Annotated in this window: 17 protein-coding genes; 8 read left to right on the forward strand and 9 right to left on the reverse strand. The window is 64.9% G+C overall.

What is annotated here, in order from left to right; translation table 11 throughout:
- Positions 1 to 7: 7 nt before the first annotated feature.
- On the reverse strand, positions 8 to 1,456 hold the full coding sequence (locus CKW40_RS27490) for an APC family permease (RefSeq protein ID WP_095202964.1): 1,449 nt from the start codon (positions 1,454 to 1,456) through the stop codon (positions 8 to 10).
- 186 nt (positions 1,457 to 1,642) lie between these two features.
- On the opposite strand from CKW40_RS27490, the gene CKW40_RS27495 reads away from it, so the two are divergent.
- The 6 genes from CKW40_RS27495 to CKW40_RS27520 are packed head-to-tail and all read left to right on the forward strand — an operon-like array spanning position 1,643 to position 8,090.
- Complete coding sequence (locus CKW40_RS27495) at positions 1,643 to 2,413, forward strand: IclR family transcriptional regulator (RefSeq protein WP_095202965.1); 771 nt, start codon at positions 1,643 to 1,645, stop codon at positions 2,411 to 2,413.
- Positions 2,413 to 3,693, forward strand: coding sequence for a Tm-1-like ATP-binding domain-containing protein (locus tag CKW40_RS27500; protein ID WP_095202966.1), 1,281 nt, complete (start codon positions 2,413 to 2,415; stop codon positions 3,691 to 3,693). The genes CKW40_RS27495 and CKW40_RS27500 overlap by 1 nt, the downstream gene beginning before the upstream one ends.
- Positions 3,690 to 4,358, forward strand: coding sequence for an HAD-IA family hydrolase (locus CKW40_RS27505; RefSeq protein ID WP_095202967.1), 669 nt, complete (start codon positions 3,690 to 3,692; stop codon positions 4,356 to 4,358). Before CKW40_RS27500 ends, CKW40_RS27505 begins: the two co-directional genes overlap by 4 nt.
- 21 nt (positions 4,359 to 4,379) lie before the next feature.
- Complete coding sequence (locus CKW40_RS27510) at positions 4,380 to 5,729, forward strand: aminotransferase class III-fold pyridoxal phosphate-dependent enzyme (RefSeq protein WP_095202968.1); 1,350 nt, start codon at positions 4,380 to 4,382, stop codon at positions 5,727 to 5,729.
- Between the two features lie 37 nt (positions 5,730 to 5,766).
- Complete coding sequence (locus CKW40_RS27515; RefSeq protein WP_095202969.1) at positions 5,767 to 7,074, forward strand: aminotransferase class III-fold pyridoxal phosphate-dependent enzyme; 1,308 nt, start codon at positions 5,767 to 5,769, stop codon at positions 7,072 to 7,074.
- A 5-nt stretch (positions 7,075 to 7,079) separates the two neighbouring features.
- The gene (locus tag CKW40_RS27520; RefSeq protein ID WP_244571307.1) at positions 7,080 to 8,090 is read left to right on the forward strand and encodes a phosphotransferase enzyme family protein; all 1,011 of its coding nucleotides are present in this window, start codon (positions 7,080 to 7,082) and stop codon (positions 8,088 to 8,090) included.
- Positions 8,091 to 8,102: 12 nt separating this feature from the next.
- Here CKW40_RS27520 and hpaH read toward each other — a convergent pair whose 3' ends face one another.
- From hpaH to CKW40_RS27545, 5 genes are all read right to left on the reverse strand, one after another.
- Positions 8,103 to 8,909, reverse strand: a complete 807-nt coding sequence (gene hpaH / locus CKW40_RS27525) for a 2-oxo-hept-4-ene-1,7-dioate hydratase (RefSeq protein ID WP_095202971.1) — start codon at positions 8,907 to 8,909, stop codon at positions 8,103 to 8,105.
- Positions 8,906 to 9,778, reverse strand: coding sequence for a fumarylacetoacetate hydrolase family protein (locus tag CKW40_RS27530; protein WP_095202972.1), 873 nt, complete (start codon positions 9,776 to 9,778; stop codon positions 8,906 to 8,908). The genes hpaH and CKW40_RS27530 overlap by 4 nt, the downstream gene beginning before the upstream one ends.
- A 243-nt stretch (positions 9,779 to 10,021) precedes the next feature.
- Entirely contained in the window at positions 10,022 to 11,002 is a 981-nt protein-coding gene (hpaD, locus tag CKW40_RS27535; RefSeq protein ID WP_095202973.1) for a 3,4-dihydroxyphenylacetate 2,3-dioxygenase, read from the reverse strand.
- A 14-nt stretch (positions 11,003 to 11,016) separates the two neighbouring features.
- Positions 11,017 to 12,534, reverse strand: coding sequence for a 5-carboxymethyl-2-hydroxymuconate semialdehyde dehydrogenase (gene hpaE, locus CKW40_RS27540; RefSeq protein ID WP_095202974.1), 1,518 nt, complete (start codon positions 12,532 to 12,534; stop codon positions 11,017 to 11,019).
- Positions 12,535 to 12,546: 12 nt separating this feature from the next.
- Positions 12,547 to 12,933 carry a 5-carboxymethyl-2-hydroxymuconate Delta-isomerase gene (locus tag CKW40_RS27545; RefSeq protein WP_095202975.1) on the reverse strand — a complete coding sequence of 129 codons (387 nt, stop codon included), beginning with the start codon at positions 12,931 to 12,933 and terminating at the stop codon, positions 12,547 to 12,549.
- Positions 12,934 to 13,037: 104 nt separating this feature from the next.
- Here CKW40_RS27545 and hpaR point away from each other — a divergent pair, with 104 nt between their 5' ends.
- Complete coding sequence (gene hpaR / locus CKW40_RS27550) at positions 13,038 to 13,547, forward strand: homoprotocatechuate degradation operon regulator HpaR (protein WP_439331010.1); 510 nt, start codon at positions 13,038 to 13,040, stop codon at positions 13,545 to 13,547.
- Positions 13,548 to 13,860: 313 nt separating this feature from the next.
- On the opposite strand, the gene CKW40_RS27560 is transcribed toward hpaR, so the two are convergent.
- Together CKW40_RS27560 and CKW40_RS27565 are read right to left on the reverse strand one after the other, a co-directional pair.
- Positions 13,861 to 14,370 carry a flavin reductase gene (locus CKW40_RS27560; protein WP_095202977.1) on the reverse strand — a complete coding sequence of 170 codons (510 nt, stop codon included), beginning with the start codon at positions 14,368 to 14,370 and terminating at the stop codon, positions 13,861 to 13,863.
- Positions 14,371 to 14,376: 6 nt separating this feature from the next.
- Positions 14,377 to 15,921, reverse strand: coding sequence for a 4-hydroxyphenylacetate 3-hydroxylase N-terminal domain-containing protein (locus CKW40_RS27565; protein WP_095202978.1), 1,545 nt, complete (start codon positions 15,919 to 15,921; stop codon positions 14,377 to 14,379).
- Between the two features lie 93 nt (positions 15,922 to 16,014).
- On the opposite strand from CKW40_RS27565, the gene CKW40_RS27570 reads away from it, so the two are divergent.
- Entirely contained in the window at positions 16,015 to 16,881 is an 867-nt protein-coding gene (locus CKW40_RS27570) for a helix-turn-helix domain-containing protein (protein ID WP_095202979.1), read from the forward strand.
- 47 nt (positions 16,882 to 16,928) lie between these two features.
- Here the strand turns inward: CKW40_RS27570 and CKW40_RS45395 are convergent, their stop codons facing one another.
- Positions 16,929 to 17,051, reverse strand: a complete 123-nt coding sequence (locus CKW40_RS45395; protein ID WP_280175404.1) for a hypothetical protein — start codon at positions 17,049 to 17,051, stop codon at positions 16,929 to 16,931.
- Position 17,052 lies beyond the last annotated feature (1 nt).

Raw genomic sequence — 17,052 nt, forward strand, 5'->3', positions numbered from 1 at the left:
ATTTCGCTCAATCCTTCAGGGGCACACCGAGATTGTCGAAGGCGACCGGATCGCGGCTCCTCAAGGCACCGGCGAGCAGCAGGCCGACCACCGCGGCGATCAGCACCAGCCCCGGCAGGAACACGCCGAGGAAGCCACCGGCTCCCGAAAGGCTGCCGAAATTGATGACGATCAGATAGATGATGACGACGAAGGCGATGAAGGTCAGCCCGGGCAGGATGGTGGTTTTCACCGCGTTCTCCTGCGCCGACGGATTGGCACGGAAATACATCACCACGGCCAGCGAGGCGACAGCCATCATGACGATGACGCCGAGTGTCGCGACATTGGTCAGCCAGGAAAACAGCGCCAGCACCGGGTCAAGGCCGAGCACGGCGAACAGCCCGACGACGACAGCCGCCAGCACGCTCTGGATCACCGAGGCGACGTGCGGGCTCTGATGCGCCGAATGCGTCACGCCGATCGACTGCGGCAACAGCTTCTCGCGGCCCGAGACGTAGATGTAGCGGGCAACCGCATTGTGGAAGGCCAGCACGCCGGCGAACAGGCTCGACACGAACAGGATGCTCATCGCATGGGTGAGCAGCGTTCCGGCATAGCGATCGGACAGGCCGAACAGGAAGGTCGTCGGATCCTGCAGGCCCTGCAGTGCCGGCAGCAATTTGTCGACGCCGGCGCCGACCGCCATCAGCCAGGCCGTGACCATGTAGAAGACGCCGATCAAAAGCACCGAGAAATAGGTGGCGCGCGGAATGGTGACCTTGGGGTCACGGGCTTCCTCGGCATAGATCGTCGTCGCCTCGAAACCGATGAAGGCGGCAAAGCAGAACAGTATGGCGATCGCCGGTGCGCCTGACGTGATCTGGCTCCAGCTGAACGGCGCGGCCGATAGGCCACTGTCGCCGCCGGTCTTGAGGATCGTCAGATCGAGGATCAGCACCACGGCATATTCGCAGAGAACCAGCACCGTCAGGATCTTGGCCGACAGATCGACCTGGCGGTAACCGAGCACGGCGACGATGGCGATGGCGATGAAACTCCACACCCACCAGGGCAGGTTGATGCCCCAGCCGGCAAACAGCCCGGCGGTCGCGGCACCCAGCAGGCCCATGACGCCGATCTGCATGGCATTGTAGGACAGGATGGCGATCAGCGCCGTGGCGCCGCCGGCGAGCCCGCCGAGGCCGCGCGCGGCATAGGCATAGAAGGCGCCCGCATTGCCGACATGCCGCGACATGGCGACATAACCGACAGCGAACAGGAGCAGCAGCACCGTCACGATGAGATAGGTGCCGGCAAAGCCCGCGCCATTGCCCATCAGCATGCCGAGCGGCGTGCCGCCGGCGACCGCCGTGAGCGGAGCCGCCGCCGAGATCACCATGAAGGTGATGGCGCCGACGCCAAGACTGTTCTTGCGCAGCCTGTTGGCCGGCGCCTGTTCCGAAACTGCTGTCATTGGTCCCTCCTGTTCGCGAACATCGTCGTCCGCTGGCCGCTTGGCCTGTCCCATACGCTCTGGATGTCGGTTCATTATTTGAACCCTTATTTTGAATATAGACTTGCAAACAAAGCGGCTTCCTGTCAAGTTAATTCACACGTTAAATGATTGCCCCTGGTGGCAGGCAAATGCCGGGAGGATGTGTTGGGTACGGTTGGCAAGGCGATTTCACTTCTTGAACTGTTCACCGTGGCCGAGCCCGAGCTCGGGCTGACCGAGCTGGCGCGCCGCTCGGGCTTCGACAAGGCGACGACGCGGCGGCTGCTGGTGGCGCTGACCGGCCATGGCTTTGTCGAGCAGGACGCCGGCACGCGGCACTATCGGCTCGGCGCCGGCCTGTCGCGGCTGGCGCGCATCCGCGAGGCCCGCTTCCCCTTCCTGCAGACCGCGGTGCCGCTGGTGCGGGATCTGGCAAGTGCTACGGCCGAGACCGTGCATCTGTCGGAATTCGGCACCGACAGGCTGGTCACCGTCCATGTCGAACATCCGGCCTGGGCGAACCGCGTCAACATCGACATCGGCCAGCTGCTGCCCCTGCATTCGACCGCGTCGGGCATCGCCTATCTGGCTTTCGCCAGGGATGAGGCCGTCAAGGCATGTCTGGCGGGACCTCTCGAGGCCTTTACTGCGCATACGCTGATCGAGCCCGCCGCCATCGCCCGTTCCATGGCTGAGGCGCGTGAGCGCGGCTATTCGATCTGCGACCAGGGCCTGGAAGAAGGCGTCATCTCCGTCGCGGCGGCAATCCTGTCGGCGGACGGTTTCGCGCTCGGCACCATCGCCGTGGCGGCGCCCAAGGCCAGGACGGCGCCGGCCGACATCACGCAACGAGGACTTGCGGTCATGGCCGCGGCACGGGAGATTTCGATGCGCCTCAATGGCGACAATTTGCAAACCCTGAGGAGGCAGGTCTGATGTCTGCACAGACAACGCCCCGCATCCTGGTCATCGGCACCGGCGACACCAAGGCCGACGAGCTGCTGTTCATGAAGCAGTGCATCGAGGCATCGGGCGGCAGCGCCGTGATGATGGATGTCAGCGTTCTCGGCAATCCGCCCTACAGCCCCGATCACGACAAGCATGCCGTTGCCCGGGCCGTCGACGTGACGATCGAGGAGATCGTCGCCAGCGGTGACGAGAACACCGCCATGACATTGATGGCCGGCGGCGCCGTCCAACTCGTTCGTAAGCTGCACCGCAACGGCGAGATCGATGCCTTCATTGCCATAGGCGGCTCGATGGGCACCGATCTGGCGCTCGACGTGGCGCTCTCCCTGCCGCTCGGCGTGCCGAAATTCGTCGTCTCCACCATCGCCTATTCGCACCTGATCCCGCCCGAGCGCGTCGCGCCGGACCTGATGATGATCCTCTGGGCCGGCGGGCTCTACGGTCTCAACTCGATCTGCAAGCTGGTGCTGTCGCAGGCCTGCGGCGCGGTGGTCGGCGCGGCGAGGATCGTGCTGGAGGCCCGCGCCTCGGCGCCGGCGATCGGCCCGACCATCGGCATGACTTCGCTCGGCAGCTCCTGCCTGCGTTACATGAAGACGCTGAAGCCGGCGTTGGAACGGCGCGGCTATGATGTCGCCGTCTTCCACACCACGGGCATGGGCGGCCGCGCCTTCGAATCGATCGCCGGCCAGGACCATTTCTGCGCGGTGTTCGACTTCAGCCTGCAGGAAATCACCAACCATCTGGCCGGTTCCGTTGTCTCCTCCGGCAGCGACCGGCTGGAAAATGCCGGCGCCCGCGGCATTCCGCAGATCGCCGCCCCCGGCGCGGTCGACATGGTCGATCTACCGACCTGGCAGGATTTGCCGGCTAAATTCTCCGAGCGCCCATTTCATGCCCACAACAGGCTGATCGCCTCGATCACGGTCGACGCCGATGACCGCCGCCAGGTTGCCAGGACCATCGCCGCCAAGCTCGGCGCGTCGAAAGGCCGTTCCGCCTTCATCCTGCCGTCCCAGGGCATCCAGGAATGGGACACAGAGGGCGAGCCGCTCTACGAGCCTGAAGCGCTTGCCGCCTTTGTCGACGAAATGCGCAAGGCAATCCCAGCCGGCGTCGAGTTCCATGAGATCGACGCCCACATCAACAGCGACGACTTTGTCGGCAAGGCGCTGGAAATCTTCGACCGCTGGGTCGAGGAAGGCATCATCCCGCGCGGCGTGCCGGCCAAGGGAGTGGCCGCGTGAGCGCTGTTCCGGCCCAGGCGCTTGTGCTTGATTTCGGTGGCGTCGTCACCCGCACCCTGTTCGAGACCCATGCCTTGACCGAGCAGGCGCTCGGGCTTGCGCCCGGCACGCTGCAATGGCGGGGACCGTTCGATCCGGGCACCGATCCGCTGTGGCGCTCCATGCAGGCCGACGAAATCAGCGAGCGCGACTATTGGCGCACCCGCACCAGCGAGGTTGGCCGGCTCGTCGGCGAGGACTGGCAGGCGATGGAGACCTTTGTCCAGCGCGCGCGTGGCGCCGAGCCGGAAAAGGTGGTGCGGCACGAGGCCGACCATGCCATTCGCGCCGTCCACGCGGCCGGTTTTCGCCTGGCGATCCTGTCCAACGAACTCGACCTGTTCTACGGCGCGGACTTCCGCCAGCGGCTGCCGCTGCTCGGCCTGTTCGACACCATCGTCGACGCGACCTACACCGGCATCCTCAAGCCCGACCCGCGCGCCTATGGCTTCGTCACCGAGGCGCTCGGCCTGCCCGCCGAGGCCTGCGTGTTCGTCGATGACCAGCTGCGCAACGTCGATGGCGGCCGTGCCGCCGGCATGCGCACGGTGCATTTCGACGTTGCCCGGCCAGCACTTTCCTATGCCGGAGCGCTTGCTCATTTCGACCTCGTCCCAGCTGTCTGAGACCATTTGCGGAGCCTTGTGATGCGTGACATCAATTTCCTCACCGAGACCAATGCCAAGCCGATCTGGCATCCGATGGCGCATCCGGCCGAGATGCGGGCCAATCCGCCCAAGGTGATCATGAAAGGCGAGGGCGTCATGGTCACCGACATCGGCGGCAACACCGTGCTCGATGCCGTCGGCGGCCTATGGAACGTCAATCTCGGCTACAGCTGCGACCCGATCAAGAAAGCGATCGCCGATCAGCTCGGCGCGCTGCCCTACTATTCCGGCTTCCGCGGCACCTCGACCGGACCGTCGATCGAGCTCGCCTACGAACTCGCCGAATGGTTCGCGCCGGAAGGCATGGTGCGGACCTTCTTCACCTCGGGCGGTTCGGATTCGGTCGAAACAGCGCTGCGGCTGGCAAGGCAATACTGGAAGATCCGCGGCCAGGGCGACCGGACAAAATTCCTCGCCTTGAAGAAGGGCTATCACGGCACCCATTTTGGCGGCGCATCGGTCAACGGCAACGCCAATTTCCGCCGCAACTATGAGCCGCTGCTGCCCGGCGTCTTCCACATCCCGGCGCCCTGGACCTTCCGCAACCCGTTCGACGAGACCGATCCGGCAAGGCTGGCCAGACTCTGCGCCAAGGCGCTGGAGGACGAGATCGCCTTCCAGGGCGGCGACACCATTGCGGCTTTCATCATGGAGCCGGTGCTCGGCGCCGGCGGCGTCATCGTTCCGCACGAAAGCTTCATGCCGCTGGTGCGCGAAATATGCGACCGCCACGAAATCCTGCTGATCGCCGACGAGGTCGTGACCGGCTTTGGCCGCACCGGCGCCTGGTCCGGCTCGCGGCTGACCGGTGTGTGGCCGGATTTCATGACCATCGCCAAGGCGATCACCTCGGGCTATTTTCCGCTCGGCGCGACGCTAATCGGCGCCAAGGTCGCCGATGTCTTCGAGGCCGACAAGACCAGTTTTGGGTCGATCGGCCATGGCTACACCTATTCCGGCCATCCGGTCGGCTGCGCTGCGGGTCTGGCGGCGCTTGCCGAGACCAAACGGCTTCGCCTGAACGAGAACGCGGCCGCGCGCGGCGTCGAGCTAGGGGCGGTGCTGGAAAGCCTGAAGGCCAAGCACGCCATCGTTGGTGATGTCCGTTACAAAGGCCTGATGGCGGCGCTGGAGCTGGTCTCCGACCGCTCGACCAAGAAGCCGACCGACAAGAAGACCATGGCCGTGGTTTCCGAGGCTGCCTACGAAGCCGGCGTCATGCTGCGCGTCTCCGGCAACAACATCATTCTGTCGCCGCCCCTCATCATCAGCGCCGCTGACGTCGCGAAGATCGGCGAAGCGCTCGACGCTGGCCTGTCGAAGATCTGACGGGTCGACGGTCACAACGGAGGTTTGGTAAGCACAGATGGCTCAACCCCAGAAGAAAACAGCCGGAGAAACGCTGATTGGCCGGCGTGGCCGGCTGCTTGGCGCGAAATCGCAATTGTTCTATGACGAGCCCGTGCATCTGGTGCGCGGCGAAGGCGTCTGGCTCTATGATGCCGACGGCCGCAAATATCTCGACGCCTACAACAATGTCGCCCATGTCGGGCACTGCCACCCGCATGTGGTCGAGGCGCTGTGCCGGCAGGCAAGCCTGCTCAACACCCACACGCGCTATCTCCACACCGCCATACTCGACTATGTCGAGCGGCTGACCGCGAGTTTCGATGCCAGCCTGTCCACCGCCATCCTCACCTGCACCGGCAGCGAGGCCAACGACATCGCGCTGCGCATGGCGCAGGCGACCTCAGGCCAGATGGGCATCATCGCCACCGACGCCACCTATCACGGCAACACATCAGCGGTTTCGCAGCTCTCAACCCGCATGCCGCCGGTCGGCGGTCGCGCTCCCTATGTCAGGCTGGTGCCCGCACCCGACAGCTATCGCCATCCCGACGCGATGGCCAACGGCAAGGCTTTCGGCGACGCGGTGCGCGAAGCCATCGCTTCGCTGGCAAAGGACGGCATCGGCCTGTCCGGCATGATCCTGTGCCCGCTGCTCGCCAATGAAGGCTTTCCGGCGCTCCCCAGCGGGTTTTTCAATGACGCCATTTCGGCCGTGCGCGAGGCGGGCGGGCTGGTCATCGCCGATGAGGTGCAGCCCGGCTTCGGCCGCACCGGCAGCCATTTCTGGGGCCACCAGCGCGCCGGCTTCACGCCCGACATTGTCACCATGGGCAAGCCGATGGGCAACGGCCACCCGGTCGCCGCCGTCGTGACCACGAAGGAGATCCTGGCCACTTTCCGCAACGCCTTCCGCTACTTCAATACGTTCGGCGGAAATCCGGTTTCCTGCGCGGTCGCAAACGCGGTCCTCGACGTCCTGGAGCAGGAGAAGCTTGTCGCCAACGCACACGATGTCGGCGCCTATGCGCTCGATTTGTTGCGGCCGCTCGCCAAGCGTCACGAATGCATCGGCGAGGTCAGGGGCGCCGGCCTGTTCTTCGGCGCCGAGCTGGTCCGCGATCGCACAACCCGCGAGCCCGCGCCCGACATCGCCGGGCGCGTCATCAACGCGATGCGCGACCGTGGCGTGCTGATGGGCAAGACCGGCATCCACGGCAATGTGCTGAAGATCCGACCGCCCATGCCGTTTTCCCGCGCCGATGCCGACCTTTTGATCGGCACGCTCGACGACGTGCTTGGTGAAGTCGCCGGAGTGACGGCGTGAACGCAATGTCGGCGCGATCCGAGCCTGAGACGGCGGCTGACGTCACCGAGTTAGCCCGGCATGCGCTCGAGCATTGGGGCGTCCGCAACGCTGAGCCGGAGCTTTTGAAATACCGCGAGAATGCGGTCTTTCGCGTTCGCTTGGCCGACGGCCGGCCGGCCGCCTTGCGCATTCATCGGCTTGGCTATCACACCGACGCGGCGCTGCGCTCTGAACTGCAATGGATGGGTTTTCTGCAATCGGCCGGTGTCGCCACGCCGTCCCCGGTGCCGACGTTAGCCGGCGATCTGTTCGTGCCGGTCGGCCTCGGCACTTCCACGCCGCGTCAGGTCGATTGCCTGAGCTGGCTCGAAGGCCGCGCCGTCGGCGCGCGCGGCGTGCCGCTCGGCTATTCGCCGCAACGGGCGAGTGACGTCTTCACCGCCATAGGGCAAACCATAGCGCGCATGCACAATGCCGCTGTCGGCTGGACGCCGCCGCCAGGCTTTGCCCGCCATGCCTGGGATTTCGATGGCTTCTTCGGCCCGAACCCGACCTGGGGCCACTTCGAGACCTGCCCGTTTCTCGACGATGCCAATCGTGAACTGGTCCACCGTGCCCACAGAAAAGCGGTCGCGGCACTTTCGCGGCATGAGCGTAGTGCGCGCAATTTCGGCCTGATCCATGCCGATCTGGTGCGCGAGAACGTGCTGCTCGACGGCGACACCATAGAGATCATCGACTTCGACGATTGCGGCCAGGGCTGGCACGCCTACGATCTTGCCGTCGCGCTCTACCAGAACCGCGAAGAAGCGATCTATCCGCTGATCGAGGCGTCACTGCTCGACGGCTACCGGCAGGAGCGGGAGCTGGCGCCGCAGGACGTCGCGGCCTTGCCGCTGTTTTCCGCGTTACGCGCCTTTGCCTTCCTTGGCTGGGTGCAGAGCCGCGTCGAGGGCGACATTACCCGCGAAGCCGGCATGCGCATCTCGACCATCGCCAGCGGCGTCGTGGCGGCCTATCTGCACGGCGCGTGAGTTGCCGAGCCGTCAGCTCTTGGCGAAATAGATGCTGACCGTGCCTGAACTGCCGAAATCGGCGACGATCGTGTCGCCCGGCCGTGCTTCGACCGGACGCACGAAGGAGCCCGACAGCACCACTTCGCCAGCCGCGATCGATAGGCCGTAGCGGCCGAGCCGGTCGGCCAGCCAGGCGATGCCCATGGCCGGGTGGTTGAGCACGCCGGCGCCGAGCCCGGTCTCCTCGACCTCGGCATTGCGTGAGACGATGGCGCCGATCCAGCGCATGTCGGCTTCATCAGGCCGCTGCGGCCGGCCGCCGATGACGATGCCGGCATTGGCGGCATTGTCGGAGATCGTGTCGAAGAAGCTGCGCGCCTTCTTGGTGTCGGCATTGACGCGCTCGATGCGCGTGTCGAGGATTTCGAGCGCCGGCGTGATGTAGTCGGTGGCGTTGAGCACGTCGAAGATCGTCACGCCGGGACCCTTGAGCGGCGCTTTCATGACGAAGGCGATCTCGGCCTCGACGCGCGGCTGGATGAAGCGGCCGGCGGGAATGGTCGCGCCGTCGTTGAAGAACATGTCGTCGAACAGCACGCCGGAATCCGGCGTGTCGATGGTCAGCGCATATTGCATCGCCTTGGAGGTCAGGCCGATCTTCCAGCCCTTCGGCTTCAGCCCGGAATCGGTCTTGCGTTTCACCAGCGCCGCCTGGACGCGATAGGCGTCCTCCATGGTCGCCTCGGGGAAATCGAGGCTGAGCAGCCGGATCTGGCGGCGCGAGCGTTCGGCCTCGAACAGCCGCGCCGCGGCGTCCTCCACTTGCTCCGGGGTCATGCCGCTGCCTCGTCGACGACGCTGTTCCTGAGCACACCGATACCGTCTGCCTCGACCTCGATGACATCGCCCGGCTTCAGCCAGATCGGCGGGTCAAAGCGGGCGCCGGCGCCGGTCGGCGTGCCGGTGACGATGATATCGCCAGGCACCAGCGTGGTGAAGGTCGAGATGTAGTTGATGATCTTGCGGAAGGAAAAGATCATCCGGCTGGTGCGGTCCTGCTGGCGGATCTCGCCATTGACGCGGGTGGAGAGCGCAATGTCGGCGATCTGCGCCTCGTCCGTGAACGGCACCAGCCACGGCCCGATCGAGCCGGTGCGGTCGAAATTCTTGCCTTGCGTGACGTTGAACTTGGCGTGCCGCACCCAGTCGCGGATGGTGCCTTCATTGCACAGCGACAGTGCCGCGATGTGACCGAGCGCGTCGGCCTCGGCGATGCGACGCCCGCCCTTGCCGATGACGATGACGATCTCGCCCTCATAGTCGAGCTGCGGTGATTCCAGCGGCCGCACCAGCGCGGCGCCATGGCCGACGAAGGAACGCGGGAAGCGGATGAACAGCGACGGATTCGAAGGCGCTGCCTGGCCGTCCTTGTACTCCTCGTTGCGGTCCGGGTAGTTGACACCGACGCAGATGATCTTTTCCGGCGACGGGACCGGAATTTGATAGCCGATATCCTCGACCGCGAAATCGGCGTCGAAGGCATCTGCTTCCTCGGCGAGTTTGCCGAGCGCGTCGGCTTCGATCACTTCGCGCAGCGTCGGCCATTCCTCGTGGCGCGCCGAAAGGTCGACGACGCCCTTTGTGGTGACCGCGCCATAGCGCGCCTTGCCGCCGGCCGTGAAGGTGGCGAGCCGTGGGTGTCTCATGGTGCGGCTCCGCCGATGGTGATGCTGAATATCGGCGAGGTTGGAGCCCTACGGCGCCCCCCTCTGTCCTGCCGGACATCTCCCCCACAAGGGGGGAGATCGGCCGGCCGCGCGGCTGGCGCTTTTCTTGCAACGCTGAAAATTGGCGAAGGCAGAGATGGCATCCAATCTCCCCCCTCGTGGGGGAGATGTCCGGCAGGACAGAGGGGGGCGCGAAGGAACGCTGACATCTAAAATTCCCGTCTACGGCGCCACGATCGGCGACGCGGTCAAATCCGGCTGGCGCGCGGTGGCACCGGCAAAGCTGCTGCCTTCCTCGAACCAGCTTTTTGGGGCTGGCGCGCCCCACAGTGTCTGTCGTTGCGGGTCCTTGAGGTCCCATTTGATCGGTTCAAGGTCCGGATCGACCGTCTGGTAGTCGGAACAATAGATCTCGATGCGATGATTGTCCGGGTCTCTGATATAGAGGAAGAAGGCGTTGGAAATGCCGTGCCGGCCGGGGCCGCGCTCGATATTCGGCAGCCAGCCGGTCGTCGCCATCAGGTCGAGCAAGTCGATGATGTTGAGCGGCGTCGGCACCCAGAAGGCGACGTGGTGCAGGCGTGGGCCGACGCCATTGGTGAAGGCGATGTCGTGGACGCCGCCCTTGCGGTGCGTCCAGGCCGCCCACAACTTTCCGCTCGAGGCATCCTCGGTGTATTCCGTGACGCGAAAGCCGAGCTCGTTGTAGAAGGCGACGGACTCGTCGACATTGGGCGAGAAGCAGTTGAAGTGGTCGATACGCAGCGGCTTCACGCCCTTGTAGAGCGCGTATTTCTGATGGATCGGCGGCAGTCGCTCCATCTGCGCATAGAATTCCAGCGGAATGCCGTGCGGATCACGCGTGCGGAAGGTGCGCGACTGATAGGGCCGCTCGACCCATTCCACCGGCAGGCCCTTGCCCTTGAAGAAGTGCTCGGCCTTGTCGAGGTCCTCGTCCGAAAAGACCTTGAAGCCAAGGTCGCGCGCTTCCGGCGTCGTCGCCTTGCGCAGCACGATGCAATGATGGCCACGCTCTTCCATGGCGCGCAGGTAGATGGCGCCTGATGTCTCGTCGGTGACCTGCAGGCCAAGCGTGTCGACATAGAAGGCGCGGGACTTGGCAAGGTCGGTCACCGCCAACTCGACATGGCTGAGGCGAACGATGTTGAAGGCGGGATAGAGGTTGGGCTTGGGCAAGGGCATTCTGGTCTCCTCCGTCAGCCGCCGAGTTTCTGGATCGCGTGTGCCGTCGTCGCAAAGGCGACGTTCTTCGTCTCCATGTAGAAGTCGAAGGAATGGTCGCCGCCGTCGCGGCCGATGCCGGAATTCTTGACGCCGCCGAATGGCGTCGGCAGATGCCGCACATTTTCCGAATTGACCCAGATCATGCCGGCGTCGAGCGCATCGGTGAAGCGGAAGGCGCGGGTCACATCAGAAGTCCAGAGATAGCCGGTCAGGCCGTATTGCGTGTCGTTGGCGAGCGCCAGCGCCTCCGCCTCGTCCTTGAAGGCGATTGCCGTCAGCACCGGTCCGAAAATTTCTTCCTGGGCGATGCGCATCCTGTTGGTGGCGCCGGTGAACAGCGTTGGGCTGACATAGCATCCGCCCCCCGGGCCGGCGAACTTGCCGCCGCCGGCGGCAACCACGGCACCCTCCGATCTGCCGATCTCGATATAGGACAGCACTTTCTCCTCATGCACCGGGTGGATCAGCGGACCGACCACGGTTTTGGGGTCGAGCGGGTGACCGATCTTGATGCGCTTGGCCTTCTCCGCCACCAGATCGGTGAACCGATCATACACGGAGGCTTCGACCAGAAGGCGCGATGACGAGGTGCAGCGTTCGCCGTTGAGCGAGTAGATCATGAACACCGCCGCATCCGCCGCGCGCTCGAGGTCGGCGTCGGCGAAGACGATCACCGGGTTCTTGCCGCCGAGCTCGAAATGCACGCGCTTCAGCGTGTCGGCGCCCTGTTTCATGACCATCGAGCCGGTGCGGCTTTCGCCGACAAAGCCGATCGCCTTTATGTCAGGGTGCTCAGTCAGCGCCTTGCCGGCATGCTCGCCAAGGCCGTTGACCAGGTTCCACACGCCTTTCGGCAGGCCGGCCTCCTCGGCGATCTCGACCAGCAGCCGCGCCGTCAGTGGCGAGAATTCAGCCGGCTTATGAACGACCGTGCAGCCGGCCGCCAGCGCCGGGGCGATCTTCCAGGTCGACAGCATGAACGGCGTGTTCCAAGGCGTGATGATGCCGACCGGGCCGATCGGCACACGCGTGGTGACGTTGACCTGGCCCGTGGTCCGCAGCGTTTCGCCGTCACGCGCTTCCGGCGCGCGGTCGGCGAAGAAGCGGAAATTCTCGGCACCGCGCAACGCCGCCTTGGCCATGAATTTCAGCGCCTGGCCGGTGTCCATGCATTCGACGAAGGCGATCTCCTCGGCACGCGCCTCGATCGCGTCGGCAATTTTGTGCAGCAGCTTCTTGCGCGCTTCGCCCGGCATGGCGGCCCAGGCCGGGAATGCCGTCTTCGCCGCCTTGGCGGCGCGGTCGATGTCGGTTGCATTGCCGCGCGCGACCTTGGCCAGCGGCTTCAGGTCGACCGGCGACAGCGTCTCGAAGGTCGAGCCGTCGGCGGCCGGCACGGCCTCGCCGCCGATCTGGTTCAACACGCCGTCTTTCTTGAAGCGGGCCAGATAGGCCTCGGCCTTTTTCAGATTGCCTTCGAGATCGGACATGTCAGCTTTCCGTCACTTGCCGCGCAGCCGCGGGTGGATTGCGTTCTTCTTCCAGCTCAGCACCGGGTCGATTTCCCGGATCTCCAGCGACAGGGCGAAATGCGGGGTCTCGAACAGCGTGGCCAGGTATTCGCTCACTGCCGCGAACACGGCCTCGCCGGTTCGTTTCTTGTCCTCGGCGCTGCGGCCTGTGCCGATGCGGAACGACATGTCGAGAAAGGCGTTTTCCGGCAGGCTGTCGGCAATGGCGTAGGCCTCGGCACGAAAGGCCCGCACCCGCACCGCGCCGGTCTCGAACAGCCCGGTGTCGAGCACGGTGCGCAACACCAGCGCGCACAATTCGCCCATGTCGAGCTTGGCATCGAGATTGGCCGAATACTCGATGGAGAAGTGAGGCACGGCGTTTCGTTCCCTGGTCGCTTGTATTGTTGTAGTTAACGCGTTAATTACATGTGGTGTGGCCGAAGTCAAGCCTTGCATCAGGACTGAGGCGACGATACGGGATGACGGTGACGGGCTTGGCGGCCAGCGCTGCTGGGCAAAGCCTGCCGCCGATCGCAAGCCAGCGCTGGAGAGAATTTCACTTGCTGCCCGAGAACACCCGCCGCTCCTTGCCGATGGCGCTGCTTCACGCCCGCGAAGTGGTGATGGCGCGGTTTCGCCCGATGCTCGCCGCGCATGACGTGACCGAACAGCAATGGCGCGTGCTGCGCGTGCTGAGCGAGGCCGGCTCGGTCGAGGCAACGGAACTCGCCGATCGCGCCTCGGTGCTGCCGCCCAGCCTGACGCGCATCATCAAGGCGCTCGAGGGCCGAAAATTCATCACCCGCAATAAGGCGGAAGGCGACGGCCGCCGCGTCGTCCTGACCATCGCCCCGGCCGGTTCCGCCCTGATCGACGCCCTGTCGCCCGAGCGCCGTGTTATCTATGACGATATCGAGCGCCGCTTCGGCCACGAGAAATTGGAGCAGCTGCTCGACCTGCTGGAGACGCTGATCGACGGCGAGAGCTGAGGCTTTCGGTTCGTCGCAGCAGAACGTTCCACGGCCACATGCGTTGCCAGACCGCCGTCCTGATTAGCCGCAACGCCCATCACTTCGTCATCCACGGGCGGAGCAAGGAGCGAAGCGACGCGGCGCAGACCCGAGGATCCATGCCGGGACTCCTGAGCGCCGCAACGGTGCAGAATTCTGCTCCGCTGCACTCCGTGGCATGGTCACGGAATGGATCCCAGGGTCTCCGCGACGGAGCTTCGCTCCTGCTCCGCCCTAGGATGACGAAGTTGGGCTTCGGCTACACCCATCAAGCGGAGGCACCAGCTCCGCCTCACCCGCCAAAACTGCCAAGCCGCGTCGGCTGCGTATAATTCCGATCGACATAGAGCAGCGCCGAGCCGCCGCTGCCGTGGCGCACGTCGATGACGCGGCCGATCATCACATTGTGCGTACCGACGACATGCACGTCCTCGATCTCGCAATCGAAATTGACGATCGCGTCGGACAGCGCCGGCGTGCCCGAGGTCAGCGTCTGCCAGCGCGCCGCCGAATAGCGGGCTTCCATGTCCCTGGTCGCGCCGGCGAATTTTCCCGCCAGATGCATGTGGTCATGCGTCAGCACGTTAACGCAGAAGCGGCGGTTGGCGAGGAACATGGCGGCCTGCGTCGAGCGCCCGTTCATGCATACCAGCAGCGTCGGCGGTTCGTCGGAGACGCTGCACATGGCGGTGGCGGTGAAGCCGCCGCGGCCCGCCGGCCCATCGGTGGTGACGATGTTGACCGGTGCGCAGACCCTTGCCATGGCGTCGCGGAAATCGGCCTTCGAAATCTGCGTGGCCATCGGCGTTCACCCGGCCGGTGAGGCTAGCGGATTGAGCCAGGTATCATCAGTCCAGCCATTCTCGTCATAGTCGGCCATGCAGGTGTCGACGAGCTCCTCCATGGCCTTCAGCCGCCCGCCCCGTTCGGCGCCCTTCAGCACCTGCAGCCGCACCTCTTCCGGCGCCCCGGCATAGTTGAGCTCGTAAAGCGCGTGGCGGCCGCCGAATTCGGTGCCGGTCGCGTCCCACAACAGCTTCATGATCTTGATGCGCTCGATATGGCCCATGTCGTTGGAGCCGCGCACATATTGCGCCAGGTACTTGTCGATCTCGGGATTGTTGAAGTCGCGCACCGACGACGGCAGGTAGATCAGCCCCGACGCGATCACCCGGCGCACCGTGTCGATGACGCGCGGATAGGCCTCCGACATGAAGGTGCGGTAGGCGAGTGCGGCGTCGAGATTGGGCAGCACGGCGCCATTCGCCCACGGGATCGGGTTGTAGGCCATGGCGTTGGAAAAGCTCCAGAACATGTGCCTGAGCGCGATGACCTCGCCCAGCGCCGCCTGGTTGCCGCGGAAGGCGTCGCCGCCGGTGGCGCGCAGTGCCTTGGCGAGCAGGCCGGCAAGGAAATCGAGCTTGACGGCGAAGCGCGTGCAACCCTGGAAACAATAGCCATGCATGAAGCCCGACGCCGGATGGAACGACAGGATCTTCTGCGCATCGCGCAGCACCAGAACGTCCTCCCAGGGGATGAAGACATTGTCGAGCACCAGGATGGCGTCATTCTCGTCGAAGCGTGACGACAAGGGATAGTCGAACGGCGCCGCCACGGTGTTGGCGGTCTGCTCGTAGGAGACGCGGCAGAACATCTTTATCCCCGGCGCGTTCATCGGCACGATGAACATCACCGACAGCGACGGATCCTCGGTGACCGTCGCCGAGCCCTGCGCCAGGAAATTGTAGTGCGTCAGCGCCGACGACGTCGCCACCACCTTGGCCCCCGAGACATAGATGCCGGCATCCGTCTCCTTGGTGATGTGGACGAAGACGTCCTTGACCTGTTCGGCCGGCTTGTGGCGGTCTATCGGCGGGTTGACGATGGCGTGGTTCATGAACAGCACGGCTTCCTGGGCACGTTTGTGCCAGGACAGCGCATTGTCCTTGAACGGCCCGTACCAGTCGGCATTGGCGCCGAGCGTGTTCATCAGCGCCGCCTTGTAGTCGGGCGTGCGCCCCATCCAGCCATAGGACATGCGCGACCACTCGGCGATCGCTGTCTGCTGGGCAGCGAGTTCGCCCGAGGATTTGGCGACCCGGAAATATTTGTGCGTGTAGCCGCCCGAACCGGTGTCGGTGGCCGAGGTCAGCGTATCGCGCCGCTTGGGGTCATGCAGCGCATCGTAGAGCCGCGCCAGCGACCGCACCGAATTGCGCATCGCCGGGTGCGTGGTGACGTCGGCGATGCGTTCGCCGTTGATATAGACCTCGCGGCCGTCGCGCAGGCTTTCCAGATATTCGGCCCCGGTGAACGGGCGCGCTTTGTCGGCACGGAAATCTTCTGACCGCATGATGTTCCTCCACTGATAACGCCGATCCTAGCGCCTGGCCTGAGGATCGGTTATGGACGAAACGGCAAAACCGATTGGACTTTTTCCGGCGCCATGAGTCAGAATTCCATTCCCGATTTCTTCGTCTATGGCGAGCCGGTGCGGCCGCTCGATGTCGGCTTCCTGCATGTCGAGACAGTGCTGGCGCGCAGCAACATTCATCTCGGCCAGGTCGCGGCGCACAAGCATCCGCAGATGGGCCAGATCACCTACTGGACCAGCGGCTCCGGCACCTACCGCATCGAGGACCGATCCTGGGACTTTTCGGCGCCCGCCGTCAGCTTCGTGCCGAGCACAATCGTGCACGGCTTCTCGATCGGCCCCGGCACCGACGCCATCGTCGTCTCAGTCGCCGACGATGCGCTCGCCGCCCTTGCCGGCCACAGCCTGCTGCCGCTGGACAGGCCGGTCTTTGCCGACGGCCTGCCGGACCGTGCCGCGTGGAAGAGGCTGGCGGCGGTGCTGGAGATGATCGCCGCCGAATACACCGAGGCGCAGGCCGGCAACGACAAGATCCTGCCGGCGCTGATCGCTGTCGCGCTCTCCCACATCGCGCGTCTCGCGCCGGCGACCGTCGCAGCCGCCCCTTCTCCCGATGCATCACTGGCCATGGGCTTGCGTCGTCTCGTCGACGCGCATTTCCGCGACAACTGGCCGGTAGAACGTTATGTCGAGACGCTCGCCACGACGCCGCATCTTCTCGACAAGGCCACCCATGCTGTGCTGGGCACCGGCGTCAAGCGGGTGGTCAGCGAGCGCCGGCTGCTGGAGGCCAAGCGGCTGCTGCTGTTCACCGTGCGCACGGTCGAGGACATCGCCTACGAGATCGGCTTCGACGACCCAGCCTATTTTTCGCGGTTCTTTCGCGAGCGGACAGGCGAGGCACCCGCCGCCTGGCGCCGCAAGCAGTTGCGGGCTTGATTGTGCGCCGATGGATGCGGACCTTGCGGCCCGCATCCTGTTTCGGGCTAACGCCCCTGCTGCTGGCGCGCTTCCCGCTTCTTGCGCCAGGGCGCGTTGGCTTCCCAGTCGCCCGCAGGATCGGCGAGGCACCGCTGAAGCTGGCCTTGCAGGATGTCGGCAACGGCCATC

Source organism: Mesorhizobium carmichaelinearum (genome assembly GCF_900199455.1).
Taxonomy (GTDB): Bacteria; Pseudomonadota; Alphaproteobacteria; order Rhizobiales; family Rhizobiaceae; genus Mesorhizobium; species Mesorhizobium carmichaelinearum.

Coding starts and splice junctions, on each gene's coding strand:
- hpaD (WP_095202973.1), bottom strand. CDS start 11,002: ATGCCCTTGCCCAAGCCCAACCTCTATCCCGCCTTCAACATCGTTCGC.
- hpaH (WP_095202971.1), bottom strand. CDS start 8,909: ATGACCCCGGAGCAAGTGGAGGACGCCGCGGCGCGGCTGTTCGAGGCC.
- hpaR (WP_439331010.1), top strand. CDS start 13,038: ATGACGGTGACGGGCTTGGCGGCCAGCGCTGCTGGGCAAAGCCTGCCG.
- CKW40_RS27520 (WP_244571307.1), top strand. CDS start 7,080: ATGTCGGCGCGATCCGAGCCTGAGACGGCGGCTGACGTCACCGAGTTA.
- CKW40_RS27515 (WP_095202969.1), top strand. CDS start 5,767: ATGGCTCAACCCCAGAAGAAAACAGCCGGAGAAACGCTGATTGGCCGG.
- CKW40_RS27560 (WP_095202977.1), bottom strand. CDS start 14,370: ATGGCCACGCAGATTTCGAAGGCCGATTTCCGCGACGCCATGGCAAGG.
- CKW40_RS27530 (WP_095202972.1), bottom strand. CDS start 9,778: ATGAGACACCCACGGCTCGCCACCTTCACGGCCGGCGGCAAGGCGCGC.
- CKW40_RS45395 (WP_280175404.1), bottom strand. CDS start 17,051: ATGGCCGTTGCCGACATCCTGCAAGGCCAGCTTCAGCGGTGCCTCGCC.
- CKW40_RS27565 (WP_095202978.1), bottom strand. CDS start 15,921: ATGCGGTCAGAAGATTTCCGTGCCGACAAAGCGCGCCCGTTCACCGGG.
- hpaE (WP_095202974.1), bottom strand. CDS start 12,534: ATGTCCGATCTCGAAGGCAATCTGAAAAAGGCCGAGGCCTATCTGGCC.
- CKW40_RS27490 (WP_095202964.1), bottom strand. CDS start 1,456: ATGACAGCAGTTTCGGAACAGGCGCCGGCCAACAGGCTGCGCAAGAAC.
- CKW40_RS27510 (WP_095202968.1), top strand. CDS start 4,380: ATGCGTGACATCAATTTCCTCACCGAGACCAATGCCAAGCCGATCTGG.
- CKW40_RS27570 (WP_095202979.1), top strand. CDS start 16,015: ATGAGTCAGAATTCCATTCCCGATTTCTTCGTCTATGGCGAGCCGGTG.
- CKW40_RS27500 (WP_095202966.1), top strand. CDS start 2,413: ATGTCTGCACAGACAACGCCCCGCATCCTGGTCATCGGCACCGGCGAC.